The 12,367-nt window shown below is 45.4% G+C and carries 11 protein-coding genes; all 11 read right to left on the bottom strand.

The features are described from left to right. Positions 1 to 85 precede the first annotated feature (85 nt). Positions 86 to 1,024: a dipeptidase gene (locus ACQCN2_RS14110; RefSeq protein WP_426929566.1), complete on the bottom strand. Its 939-nt coding sequence runs from the start codon at positions 1,022 to 1,024 to the stop codon at positions 86 to 88. A 121-nt stretch (positions 1,025 to 1,145) separates the two neighbouring features. Continuing rightward, the gene (spoVS, locus tag ACQCN2_RS14105) at positions 1,146 to 1,406 is read right to left on the bottom strand and encodes a stage V sporulation protein SpoVS (RefSeq protein ID WP_003385776.1); all 261 of its coding nucleotides are present in this window, start codon (positions 1,404 to 1,406) and stop codon (positions 1,146 to 1,148) included. 116 nt (positions 1,407 to 1,522) lie between these two features. Continuing rightward, positions 1,523 to 2,317: a TIGR00282 family metallophosphoesterase gene (locus tag ACQCN2_RS14100; protein ID WP_426929565.1), complete on the bottom strand. Its 795-nt coding sequence runs from the start codon at positions 2,315 to 2,317 to the stop codon at positions 1,523 to 1,525. Positions 2,318 to 2,562: 245 nt separating this feature from the next. Continuing rightward, on the bottom strand, positions 2,563 to 4,107 hold the full coding sequence (gene rny / locus ACQCN2_RS14095) for a ribonuclease Y (protein WP_426929564.1): 1,545 nt from the start codon (positions 4,105 to 4,107) through the stop codon (positions 2,563 to 2,565). Positions 4,108 to 4,467: 360 nt separating this feature from the next. Then, positions 4,468 to 5,112, bottom strand: a complete 645-nt coding sequence (locus ACQCN2_RS14090) for a regulatory protein RecX (protein WP_426929563.1) — start codon at positions 5,110 to 5,112, stop codon at positions 4,468 to 4,470. Between the two features lie 94 nt (positions 5,113 to 5,206). After that, positions 5,207 to 6,265: a recombinase RecA gene (gene recA, locus ACQCN2_RS14085; protein ID WP_426929562.1), complete on the bottom strand. Its 1,059-nt coding sequence runs from the start codon at positions 6,263 to 6,265 to the stop codon at positions 5,207 to 5,209. A 148-nt stretch (positions 6,266 to 6,413) separates the two neighbouring features. Further along, entirely contained in the window at positions 6,414 to 7,997 is a 1,584-nt protein-coding gene (locus ACQCN2_RS14080; protein WP_426929561.1) for a DEAD/DEAH box helicase, read from the bottom strand. Positions 7,998 to 8,002: 5 nt separating this feature from the next. Further along, positions 8,003 to 9,244, bottom strand: coding sequence for a competence/damage-inducible protein A (locus ACQCN2_RS14075; RefSeq protein WP_426929560.1), 1,242 nt, complete (start codon positions 9,242 to 9,244; stop codon positions 8,003 to 8,005). A gap of 58 nt (positions 9,245 to 9,302) precedes the next feature. Then, entirely contained in the window at positions 9,303 to 9,878 is a 576-nt protein-coding gene (gene pgsA, locus ACQCN2_RS14070; protein ID WP_426929559.1) for a CDP-diacylglycerol--glycerol-3-phosphate 3-phosphatidyltransferase, read from the bottom strand. Then, positions 9,879 to 11,225 carry a 30S ribosomal protein S12 methylthiotransferase RimO gene (gene rimO / locus ACQCN2_RS14065; protein WP_426929558.1) on the bottom strand — a complete coding sequence of 449 codons (1,347 nt, stop codon included), beginning with the start codon at positions 11,223 to 11,225 and terminating at the stop codon, positions 9,879 to 9,881. 167 nt (positions 11,226 to 11,392) lie between these two features. Beyond that, on the bottom strand, positions 11,393 to 12,361 hold the full coding sequence (locus ACQCN2_RS14060) for a helix-turn-helix domain-containing protein (protein WP_426929557.1): 969 nt from the start codon (positions 12,359 to 12,361) through the stop codon (positions 11,393 to 11,395). Positions 12,362 to 12,367: the final 6 nt, after the last annotated feature.

Here is a 12,367-nt window from a genome sequence, read left to right as displayed (position 1 = left end):
TGCCCTTCAAAATTGCAAGTGCTTTTACTAAAATTACTTTTAGAATCGTTCGAACGATATACTAAGTTCATTAATTAACTCAACTTCATTGTAACACTTTTGTCAAAACTCGCAACCAGTTTTTCTGCACAAATTTCTCGACCTCTTCAGGTTTGTACCTTTTCAATAATTCATTCAATAAAAAGTCATAGGTACTAGCCCGCGTCAAGTCTCCAAACGTTAAGTCCTCCCCATCAAAATCAGACCCAAAAGCCACATTCTCCACACCGCCACGCTCACAGATATAGTCTAGGTGCTTGAAAAGATCTGACACATAGACAGTCCGCTTCTCGCTGGTATTGAAGTACGGGATAAAAGAAAGACCAATTACACCGTCCTTTGCGATCATCGCGTCAATCTGTTGATCTGACAGGTTACGTGGGTGGTTACACAGTTTTTTCACATTGGAATGTGAAGCGATAACTGGAGACGAAGACAATTCAAGTGTATCCCAAAATCCCACTTCCGCAATATGCGAGACATCAATTATCATTCCCAAATGATTCATCTCCCGAATCACCTGTCGACCAAAAACCGTTAAGCCCCCGGGTTTGGGTTCTAGACAACCGTCCGCCACCTCATTGCGGTAATTCCAGGTTAACCCCATCCCGCGTACGCCCAACCGATACAGCGTCCGAAGATTAACAAGGCTTCCTTCTAACGCACCCGCTCCCTCCAGGAATAGAAAACCGCCATTCTGATCATTCCTCTTGGCTTCAAGCATCTCTTCCTTGGTTCGTATGGCTCGGTACCCACTTGGCTCCACTTGATTGTAAAACAAGTCAATCATATGAAGAGCCGTCGTTAGTCGGGAATTCGAGTGTACCTGCTCAGCTACATATACAGCAAATACTTGGAACTGCACATTTCCTTCTTGCAACTCTGGCAGGCTTGTCATCAGTCGCTCGTCCTTTTGTGTAAAAAGAAGATCACGGTGTTCATAAAGCTTTGATAAAGCATCGCAGTGGGCATCAAAAATTTTCATGATGTTCCCCCTCTCTCTTTTTCATCATAAACGCTGAATAAAGATCTGCAAACACGAAAAAACCTGTTTATTCGCTGAACAAACAGGTTTGGTGCTTTCTTTAATTCACTGGACTATCCTATCATCTGGGTTCGACAATGAGTTTGATGGCTGTACGTTCCTCTCCATCGATTACGATATCAGTGAAGGCCGGAATACAAATTAAGTCGACACCGCTAGGCGCTACGAACCCTCTTGCGATCGCTACTGCTTTCACAGCTTGATTAAGCGCTCCAGCTCCTATTGCTTGGATTTCGGCGGCTCCACGTTCACGAAGCACACCAGCAAGGGCGCCTGCGACAGAGTTGGGGTTAGACTTTGCTGAAACTTTTAATACTTCCATCCTTTTGTACCTCCCGTCTGATAGAATAACTGTTTTCATTAAGATGATATTCGAATAACCCCTAAAAATTCCTGCATTTTCTCGAAGAAAATTCACAAAATTCCGAGTTAATCATATTATTCCATAAAGGGATACTCGGAGTCAATTCGGATTCGTTGGATCTTTCCCGTCTTACCGGTATCCTTTTTCAGCGTAAAAAGCACTGCGTTTAACTGCGTTGGACCGCCCGCCACTTCAAATCGGACAGGCAGCTGCGTCAAAAACTTCTTGATGACCGCTTCCCGATCCATTCCCAATATGCCATCACTCGGTCCGCACATCCCCGCATCCGTCAAATACCCTGTCCCTTGTGGCAGTATCCGCTCGTCAGCAGTTTGCACGTGGGTGTGAGTGCCGACGATCGCGCTGATCTTGCCATCCAAATACCATCCCATTGCTTGCTTCTCGGACGTCGCTTCCGCGTGAAAATCAACAAAGATATACTTGGTCCGTTTACGTGCTTCTTCAACCAAACGATCGGTCACAGTGAATGGACAATCCAACGGCGGAAGAAACGCGCGACCTTGCGCATTAATAATCGCCAACTCACCCTCTGGACTTGTTACATAGGTAATTCCTTTGCCTGGTGTACCGGGGGGGAAATTGGCTGGTCGAATCATCCGATTGTCCTGATCAATGAAGTCAAATATCTCTTTATTATCCCACGTGTGATTCCCAAGAGTAATGGCGTGGACACCTGCTGCATATAATTCTTTCGCAATCTTCTCGGTTATCCCGCGTCCATTCGCTGAATTCTCCCCATTCGCCACGATAATCGAAGGTTGGTATTTCCGTTTCAGGCGTGGAAGATATTCTTTCACCATTTCTCTGCCAGAAGACCCACAGATATCACCCAAGAATAAAATCTTCATGAATTCCACCTCTACTCTTACTTATCGTCCTACTTACTAGTAATTCATGCTGTTTCATTGGACTTACACTCTAATTCTCGCCATACCTAGATTAACCTGCCTAACTCTTATGTATTAAATATCGTTCTCTACGAAAATTGGACTCACCCAAGCCTCCCATGCTGATTTGGCCTTAGTTGAATTTTGGTCGATAGGAATAGAAAACATTCTTATCGACCAAAAAAATAAAGTGGCTAGTAGCCACTTTATTTTGCATATTCAACCGCTCTCGTTTCACGAATAACCGTCACCTTGATGTGTCCTGGATAATCCAGTTCACTCTCGATTCGTTTCGTAATATCACGAGCCAAACGAACAGCATCTGCATCATCGATACGCTCTGGCTGAACCATGACACGTACTTCTCGACCAGCTTGGATTGCGTAAGATTTTTCAACTCCATCGAACGATTCAGAGATTTCTTCGAGTTTCTCCAAACGCTTGATATACGTTTCCAGAGTCTCACGGCGTGCACCTGGTCGTGCCGCTGATAATGCGTCAGCAGCACCTACGAGCATAGCGATAACAGAAGTGGGTTCGGTATCACCGTGGTGAGAAGCGATACTGTTGATCACTACCGGGTGCTCACCGTATTTCTTCGCTAATTCAACACCAATTTCAACGTGAGATCCTTCCACCTCGTGGTCAATTGCTTTTCCAATGTCGTGCAGAAGTCCCGCGCGTTTGGCAAGTTTGACGTCTTCCTTCATCTCGGCAGCCATTAAACCTGCGAGATGAGCAACTTCCATCGAGTGTTTCAACACGTTTTGTCCATAACTTGTTCTGTATTTGAGACGACCCAAAATCTTAATCAAGTCTGGATGTAAGCCGTGAACATCTGTTTCGAAAGTAGCCTGTTCACCGTATTCACGAATACGCTCATCCACTTCACGACGAGATTTTTCGACCATCTCTTCGATTCGAGCCGGGTGAATACGTCCATCTGCCACTAACTTATCAAGAGCTGTCTTGGCAATTTCTCGACGAATTGGATCAAAACCTGAAAGGATAACCGCTTCTGGAGTATCGTCGATAATCAAATCAATACCGGTCAACGTTTCCAATGCACGGATGTTACGTCCTTCACGTCCGATGATTCGACCTTTCATCTCATCATTCGGAAGTGTAACAACGGAAACTGTGGTTTCAGCCACATGGTCTGCGGCACAACGTTGAATTGCCGTAGAAATGATTTCTCGAGCTTTCTTGTCAGCGTCTTCCTTCGCATGTGTCTCAATTTCTTTAATCATGATGGCCATTTCATGCTTCACTTCATTCTCGACGTTGGTGAGAATGATGGATTTGGCTTCCTCTTGGGTCAAGCCCGAAATGCGTTCTAGTTCTGCTACTTGATCTTTATATAACTGCTCTACCTTGGCTTGCAGTTCAGCGATCGTTTTCTCGCGGTCAGTCAGATCGTTCTCCTTGCGCTCCAGTTGATCACTTTTGCGGTCAAGAGACTCTTCCTTCTGGAGAATTCGACGCTCTTGTCGTTGAAATTCATTACGACGTTCTTTGAGCTCGTTTTCCGCATCGGAACGAAGTCTGAATACTTCGTCCTTCGCTTCCAGAACCTTTTCCTTTTTGACTGCCTCAGCATCGCGTTTGGCTTCTTCAACGATATTTTTTGCTGCCTCTTCCGCACTGGAGATTTTCGCCTCCGCAATTGATTTACGCAAGAAATAGCCGATTCCAAAGCCGATTACAAGCACAACGAGCATGGCAATTACTGTAATTGGATTCACTTCCATGACTGTATGTAAATTCACCTCCTTGTTTTTAGGTCATCTCCCCTTGCATAAGCACTTGTCATTTCCCCTAAAACACCGTGTCTTCAAGCTGCATTCAAGAAGTTATTCGGTAGGAAACATAGGCTCTCAAAGAAAAACGTAGATAATGGTAAAAAACAAGACCGATGCTACTCGGTCCGCTGAATCCGCAAATGATGCACGGATCTTCAGTTGTTCGATTACGAATTAGCGAAAGAATTAGCGATAATGATATGAAACACCACGTAAATACATTCCTATTTTATTATTTGATAATCAAGCTTGTCAAGAAGCTCACCTAATCAACCTTCCAATCATCCCCATTTACAGTTCCGATGAACACTAATCCAATAGAGTTCCAGAACGAATGGCTTGCCTTATCTGCATAATCGTTGCTTGGCGAAATCCTTTTCGCAACAGATAGGAGAGAATTCTCTGTTCTTCTTTCGCATCAAGTGGCAATGTCTTACCCCTTACCTTCTTAATCGCTAAATGAACAGCTCCCTGCCATTCATCTTCTTGATTGATGCTTTGCAGGGCCTTCTCGACAATGGCCTTGGACACTCCCTTTTGCTGCAACTCGTACCGAATCGCGTATGCTCCCCTCGGCTTGTTATGAAGCCTCTCCTGCACCCATTGACGGGCAAAGGCGGAATCGTCAAGGTACCCCTTCTGTTCACAGTAGTCACACGCTTCTCTGGCGCGTTCTTGGGTGTAGCCTTTGGAGATAATGTACTTCTCTACCTGTTGTTTTGTTCGAGGACGGATTCCAATATAACGTAGTGCGTACAAATAGGCCTGGTGCTTCTCTTCCGCCACTAGAACTTCATGGTATAAGGAATCGTCAATTTCGGTTCCCTTTAACAAACTGTATTTGACTAAAATGTCCTCGTGTACATCAAATGCCAATTCATCTTCGATATAAATTTCGTATCGATGCTTGTTTCGCTTGCATTGATGAACGGCGGTAATCACACCGCTCCTCATCACGTCCGCTCCTTTCACCCTAAAATTGTAAAGCGACAGCCTGCCGATAATCGACAGGCTGCTTCTAGGTCTATTTCCTTAACCAGAGAATCTACTATTCCAAATCCAAAGTTGGTTCGATATCTTCTTCCGGATCAACTTCAGGAGTGCCAGTAGGAACGGAACTCGGATTCAGGCTGTAGTATTCACGTACCTTTGTCTCAATCTGCTTGGAGATTTCAGGATTTTCTTTCAAGAAGATCTTCGAGTTCTCGCGACCTTGACCCAGACGCTCTTCATTGAAGGAGTACCAAGCACCACTTTTCGCTACAACATCGATTTCTGCGCCGATATCCAAGATGCTACCTTCGCGGCTAATACCCTCACCATACATGATATCTACTTCTGCCGTCTTGAATGGCGGAGCTACTTTATTCTTCACGACCTTAATTTTGGTTTTGGTACCGACTACATCATTGCCCATTTTGATGCTCTCTGCTTTACGAACATCGAGACGCACACTGGCGTAGAATTTGAGGGCGCGTCCACCTGGAGTGGTTTCAGGGTTACCGAACATAACGCCAACTTTTTCACGAAGCTGGTTGATAAAGATCGCAATGGTTTTGGACTTGTTGATCGCACCAGAGAGTTTGCGAAGCGCTTGGGACATCAAACGAGCTTGCAAACCGACGTGGGAATCACCCATCTCCCCTTCAATCTCGGCTTTTGGCACAAGAGCGGCTACGGAGTCCACAACGATAATGTCAACAGCACCGGAACGAACCAGTGCTTCTGCGATTTCTAACGCTTGCTCCCCTGTATCTGGTTGGGAAAGGAGCAGTTCTTCAATATTAACACCAAGCTTCGCCGCATATACTGGATCAAGCGCATGTTCCGCGTCAATAAATGCCGCTTGTCCACCTTGTTTTTGTACCTCAGCGATTGCATGGAGGGCAACTGTTGTTTTACCAGAAGATTCCGGACCATAGACTTCAATAATACGTCCGCGTGGGAAACCACCAACACCAAGGGCAATGTCTAATGCCAGCGCACCTGTTGATACAGTTGAAACTTGAACGTTAGCCATTTCTCCAAGTTTCATGATGGAACCCTTACCAAATTGCTTTTCTATTTGTCTTAAAGCACTTTCTAATGCAGCGCGACGATCGGACAAAACCGACACTCCCTTTCTCTTGTTCAACTCTTGTTATCATCATACCTCGAGACAGAATGCTTTGCCAAGTATTTTTTGCGAACAAATATTCGCATGGGACAAAAAGCCCACTGCAGAGTAGATCCGCAATGGGCTTTGGTGTTCGGTTCTATTTTTTGCCGCGAGGTTTCGCTGGCTCCATGTTGATGCGTTTACCGTTAATACGGGTTTGACGGAGGGCTTCATACACGAATGGCGCCACTTCTTCTGGAACCTCAACAAATGTGAAGTTCTCGAAGATATCGATACGTCCAACCGCTTTGCCAGGAATTCCGACTGATTCGGAGATTTCTCGTACAAGGTCTTGTGGTTTCATGTTTACATTGCGTCCAACGTTCAGGAAGAAACGAACCATGCCTTTGGCAGCGCCTGTTTCTCCGAAGTTGTAAAGTTCTCCATCTTCGCTTCCCTCTACATCACTGTGGAAAGCTAAATGAAGTGCCGCAGCAGCTACTTTTTCAGCCGGGTAATCACCTAGTAGCCCTTCAGCTACTCTTACGTACATATCGGCAATCGAATCGTTCTCGATCAAGTGAACAAGCTGTTCGCGTAGCTGTTCCTGCTTGCGCTCTGCCACCTCTTCTAGTGTAGGAACGTTGCGGGAAACAACTTCCGCTTTGGTTTGCTTCTGGATCAGTACCAGTTGTTTCATTTCACGTGGTGTGACCATCGTCATGGCGATTCCTTTACGTCCTGCGCGGCCTGTCCGACCGATACGGTGAACATAGCTCTCAGAATCTTGCGGAATATCGTAGTTAATTACGTGAGATACGTTGCCGACATCAATACCGCGCGCAGCAACATCTGTCGCAATCAAGAACTCGATCGTGCCTTCACGGAAAGCTTTCATCACCTTGTCGCGCTGAGCTTGGGACAAGTCGCCATGCAAGCCGTCAGCCAGATAGCCGCGAGCCTGCAAGGTTTCTGTGAGTTCATCAACCCCGCGTTTGGTACGGCAGAAGATAATTCCCAGCTCTACGTCTTCGCTGTCGAGAATGCGGCACAAGCTGTCCAGTTTATTGCGGTCAAATACCTTGTAATACACTTGTTCGATAAGTGGTGCGGTTACTTCTTCCCGGCTTACCGCTACGGTCTCCGGTTTTTTCATGTATCGATGAGCCAAACGCTTGATCTCAGATGGCATTGTTGCCGAGAAAAGCAATGTTTGACGCTCTTCGCTCAAGTGTTCAAGGATCGTTTCGATATCGTCGATAAAGCCCATGTCCAACATCTCATCCGCTTCATCCAATACCAGCATATTCACGGTATCAAGGCGGATCGTTTTGCGGCGCAAGTGGTCGAGGACACGTCCTGGAGTACCAATGACGACTTGAACTCCTTGCTTCAACGCGCGAATTTGATGGCTAATTGATTGACCGCCATAGATAGGCAGAGTGCGGATCTTTTTATATTTGGAGATACGCATCAACTCGCCTGAAACCTGAATCGCCAGCTCACGGGTTGGCGTTAATACTAAAGCCTGAATTTTATTGGCTGGCGTCATTTTTTCCAAAAGGGGAATGCCAAAAGCAGCCGTTTTACCGGTTCCGGTTTGCGCTTGCCCGATGAGGTCTCCGCCTTCTAAAATCTTAGGGATACAAGCCGCTTGAATCGGAGACGGCTCTTCAAAGCCCATATCATGAATCGCTTGTAAAATAGACTTATGTAAAGGAAAATCTGAAAAAATCGTCATATCTGTCACCTTTCTTTTAAGCGTTGCAGCGAATAAAACATTGCGAATTTTGCTGTTCTGCCTATAATTGCTTGACGTCTACCTGTCAGTTGAAGCTGTTTTACTTCAGTTGGCAGTCCTTCTGCTGATAGTCCAATATAAACAAGACCAACTGGCTTGCCTTCCGACGAATTCGGGCCTGCTACCCCTGTAACAGAAACCCCATAGGTCGTTCCAAACTTCTTGCGAACATTCTCCGCCAGATGCTTTGCGCAAAGGGCGCTGACCGCTCCCTCTGTCTCCAAAACCTCTTGCGGAACATCCACTAGCTGTTGCTTGGCCGCGTTACTATAATTGACAATACTTCCCGGAAAAACATTGGATGCCCCAGAAACGGATGCCAAAAGAGAAGAGAGTGTTCCACCTGTGCAGCTTTCAGCAAACGAAATCGTCTCATGCCGTTTGGTCAAAGCCGCTACGAGCGTTTCCTGCAAGGAGGACTCTCCCTCTGCGTATATGTAACCGCCTAATCGATTTCTAATCTCATTCTCTGTGGGGGCAATGAGTTGCTCCGCTTCTTCAACTGTCTGCGCACGCGCCGTGATTCTTAACGTAACCTCAAATTCCTTCGCATACGGTGCGATAGTAGGATTGCTTTGACGCTCAATTAGGTCCAACAAACGTTCTTCCAAAGCGGATTCCCCGATTCCGAAGAAACGTAGCACCTTGGAATGAAAAACCTGTCTGTCTGGTAATTGTTTCATCAGAAACGGCATAACGTACGTTTCCATCATTGGGTACAGCTCGCTTGGCGGGCCTGGAAGCAAGACAAAAATATGTCCGTCCCGGCTGATTCCCATTCCTGGAGCCATTCCATGGTCATTAGGGAAAACAGTGCTGCCTTCGATTACCAATGCTTGCTTCCGATTGTTTTCGGTCATGGTAATACCACGTTGCGCGAAGAAATCAAGAATTTTATCCATGGCGGGCGCATCTTCTAAAAGATGATGTCCAAGAAAAGCGGCGACTGTTTCTTTCGTCAAATCATCCTGAGTAGGACCCAATCCGCCTGAAAAAATCACCATATCTGCACGTGAGGTTGCAAGCTGAATGGCCTGCATTAATCGCTCACTGTTATCGCCTACCACCGTGTGAAAATAAACATGGATTCCTAGCTCAGCCAACTTCTGCGACAAGAATTGAGCATTGGTGTTGGCGATTTGACCCAGCAACAATTCAGTTCCTACCGCAATAATTTCTGCTCTCATCCCGTTCATCCCCCGTCTCTATATATTCGTGGAGACCGTGCATCGTTCCAAAAAGACATTACGAATAGTGAATGACATTACGGTTCTTGGAAAAATAATCATACCCCGAATAAATCGTAATGATAACCATCGCCCACATCGCAATCGTAGAGAAAGGAAACCCGAATTGTTCGAATGGGAAATTCCGAATCATCAACTCAACAATGGCGACAATCTGCACCCATGTTTTCACTTTTCCAAGAGCGCTTGCCGCAATAACTTGTCCTTCGGCGGCAGCAACCATCCGAAGTCCTGTTACCGCAAACTCACGACTAATAATGACAATCGTAATCCAAGCTTCCAGCCGCTGCATCTCTACAAGAGAGATGAGAGCGGCGGAAATCAACAATTTGTCGGCTAAAGGATCAAGAAATTTGCCAAGGTTAGTTACAATCTTGTGTTTGCGGGCGATGTATCCATCAAGGCCGTCCGTACTCGCTGCCAATATGAATACCAAAGCCGCTATTAACTCGTTATAGGTCATACTGATACTGCCAATTGTAAAATAACCAAAATCATAATTTACCAGCAAGAAAAACATGACAACAGGTACAAGAAAAATTCTAACGAGAGTAATGCGGTTGGCGAGATTCACCTATACTACCTCCCCAGCCAAATCGTATTCGTACGAGTGCGTAATCCTCACTTTCACGATTTTTCCCAGTTCGCCAGTATAGCCACTAACGAAAACCTCTCCATCAATTTCTGGGGCATCGTATTGGGTCCGACCAACGAAAATATCATTTCGTCCTTCAAACCTTTCTATGAGAACAGGAATAACTTTTCCAACTAAACGTCCGTTCTTCTCACGCGCGATTTCCCTTTGGAATTCCATCAGGATATTGGCGCGTTTCTCCTTAGTTTCCTCATCAACATGGTCAGGCAAGCGCATAGCTGGGGTATCGTCTTCGTTGGAGTAAGTAAACACGCCCAGGCGATCAAACTTTATATCCTTGACGAATTCACACAGTTTATTGAAGTCATCATCCGTCTCACCAGGGAATCCAACAATCAGTGAAGTACGTAATGCGACATCCTCCACCCGCTCACGAATCTTAGAGGTCAACTCACGGATATCACGCTGACGTCCCGGACGGCGCATTCTCTTCAGGATCGCATCTTCGGAATGTTGCAATGGCATATCTACATACTTACATACTTTGGGATTGGTTGCAAATACTTCAATCAGCTCATCCGTAAATAATCCTGGATACGCGTAATGTAAACGAATCCATTCAATTCCCTCTACTTTGGACAGCTCTGTCAAAAGCTCCGGCAACATCAATTTTCCATCGTAAATATCCGTTCCATAATTCGTAGAGTCTTGTGCGATCAAGCTGATCTCAACAATGCCTTGAGCTGCCAAATGCTTCGCTTCTTCAAGAATCGACTCAATCGTACGACTGCGGAAAGCCCCGCGCATGATCGGGATACTGCAGAATGTACAAGCATTGTCGCAACCCTCTGCAATTTTAATATAAGCAGAATAAGTTCCTTCTTTTACCTTGCGCTTCACGACGTCTTCGTAACGGAATACCGGATTTCCTACGTAGATCGGTTTCTTGCCCTCTAACGATTCATCAATGATCTTTGTTATTGACATAAAATCGCCAGTACCTACAATCCCGTCCACCTCTGAAATTTCTTGCAGAATGTCTTCTTTATAACGTTGAGTGAGACAGCCTGCAACAACCAAAGATTTGAGGTTACCTGACTCTTTTAATTCTGCCATATCTAAAATTTTGGAAACGGACTCTTCTTTTGCCGCATCGATAAAACCACAAGTGTTAACGATGACAACAGTTGCTTCTTCAGGGTTGTCTACTAGTTCATAGCCACGCTCGTCAATTAAATGAGCCATCATATCAGAGTCGACAAGGTTCTTCTCGCAACCAAGCGTTACAATCGCAACCTTCTCTTTCGATGGTGCTTTGTCGGTCATTTCATTTCCTCCAGTTATCTATAACTGCCCAGATTTCACCTATCAAGTATAATATACGACCTATAGGGAATCAAGAATGCAAAACTATCCGTCATCACTTGTCCTGAGGAGTTTTCCCTGTTAACAAAGTAAAAAGGCAAGTTCATCACTTGCCCTTACTTCACCTTTTATTGTTGCGTTGGTTGTTGCGTTGGTTGTTGCGTTGGTTGTTGCGTTGGTTGTTGCGTTGGTTGCTGTGTTGGTTGTTCGATTTTCAAATCAAGGATCGATGGCATAAACTTCAGATCCGCAGTCTTAATCGGAGTATTATTAACGGATATCTCCACAGCGCTTGGATTTCCAATAATTACATACGCTGTTTGGGAAGCATCGATCGTTTTCTCATTTCCACCGCTTAACATGGATCGCTCAAAGGACTTCGAGCTCTTGGAAGCGGTCTCTCTGACTTCAAACCAGCATTTATCTGTTGCCTTCACCTTGATGCTAATCTTATCTCCACCATTAATCGTATAGCTATAAACACTACCCTGCTGAGACACGAACGTTACTTGTGATGGTGTGCTTCCAGTTTGCCCGTTGGAACCAACAGGTGGAGTAGTGGCTGGGGTTGTAATGTTATTGTTTGCCGGAGATGTTTGCGCAGCTGGTGGTGGTGTTTGCGCAGCTGGCGGTGTTTCCGCGGCTGGATTATTCACGTCTGGTGTACTAATTGCGTTATTTCCTGGAATCGGATTTGAACTATATCCGTTCCCTTTTAAAAATGCTGTATAGATCACACCCATAACTAATAGAACAAATAACACAAACAACGATGTGGTCACCCATCGACCCGCCTGTAATGGCTCTTTGGTTTGGGCAACCTTTCTTCTTCTCAACCGTTCCATCTGCTCTTGTGGGGGCTGAGAAGGCAGGTCCTCTTGAAAATGCGATAATATATGGTTTGGATCGAGTCCAACAGCTTCCGCATAACTCTTGATAAATGCCCGTGCATAAAAGTGGCCCGGCAACATATGAAAATGGCCTCTCTCAATTGCTTCCAGGTATCGACGTTGTATTTTCGTGGCTTTCTGGACATCATCGAGAGAAATGCCCTTTTCTTCACGAGCTTTTTGTAGCACTTGACCAAGCTCAGACACGTATGT

The organism is Brevibacillus ginsengisoli (assembly GCF_050113715.1).
Taxonomy (GTDB): domain Bacteria; phylum Bacillota; class Bacilli; order Brevibacillales; family Brevibacillaceae; genus Brevibacillus_H; species Brevibacillus_H ginsengisoli.
Note: the sequence above shows the minus strand (reverse complement) of the source record. Positions and strands in the feature narration are given on the sequence as shown.

Excerpts from the sequence above, each read along its gene's own strand:
- ACQCN2_RS14090 (WP_426929563.1), bottom strand. The coding sequence starts at position 5,112 with ATGAGGAGCGGTGTGATTACCGCCGTTCATCAATGCAAGCGAAACAAG.
- ACQCN2_RS14075 (WP_426929560.1), bottom strand. The coding sequence starts at position 9,244 with ATGAGAGCAGAAATTATTGCGGTAGGAACTGAATTGTTGCTGGGTCAA.
- rimO (WP_426929558.1), bottom strand. The coding sequence starts at position 11,225 with ATGACCGACAAAGCACCATCGAAAGAGAAGGTTGCGATTGTAACGCTT.
- spoVS (WP_003385776.1), bottom strand. The coding sequence starts at position 1,406 with ATGGAAGTATTAAAAGTTTCAGCAAAGTCTAACCCCAACTCTGTCGCA.
- ACQCN2_RS14110 (WP_426929566.1), bottom strand. The coding sequence starts at position 1,024 with ATGAAAATTTTTGATGCCCACTGCGATGCTTTATCAAAGCTTTATGAA.
- ACQCN2_RS14100 (WP_426929565.1), bottom strand. The coding sequence starts at position 2,317 with ATGAAGATTTTATTCTTGGGTGATATCTGTGGGTCTTCTGGCAGAGAA.
- rny (WP_426929564.1), bottom strand. The coding sequence starts at position 4,107 with ATGGAAGTGAATCCAATTACAGTAATTGCCATGCTCGTTGTGCTTGTA.
- ACQCN2_RS14080 (WP_426929561.1), bottom strand. The coding sequence starts at position 7,997 with ATGACGATTTTTTCAGATTTTCCTTTACATAAGTCTATTTTACAAGCG.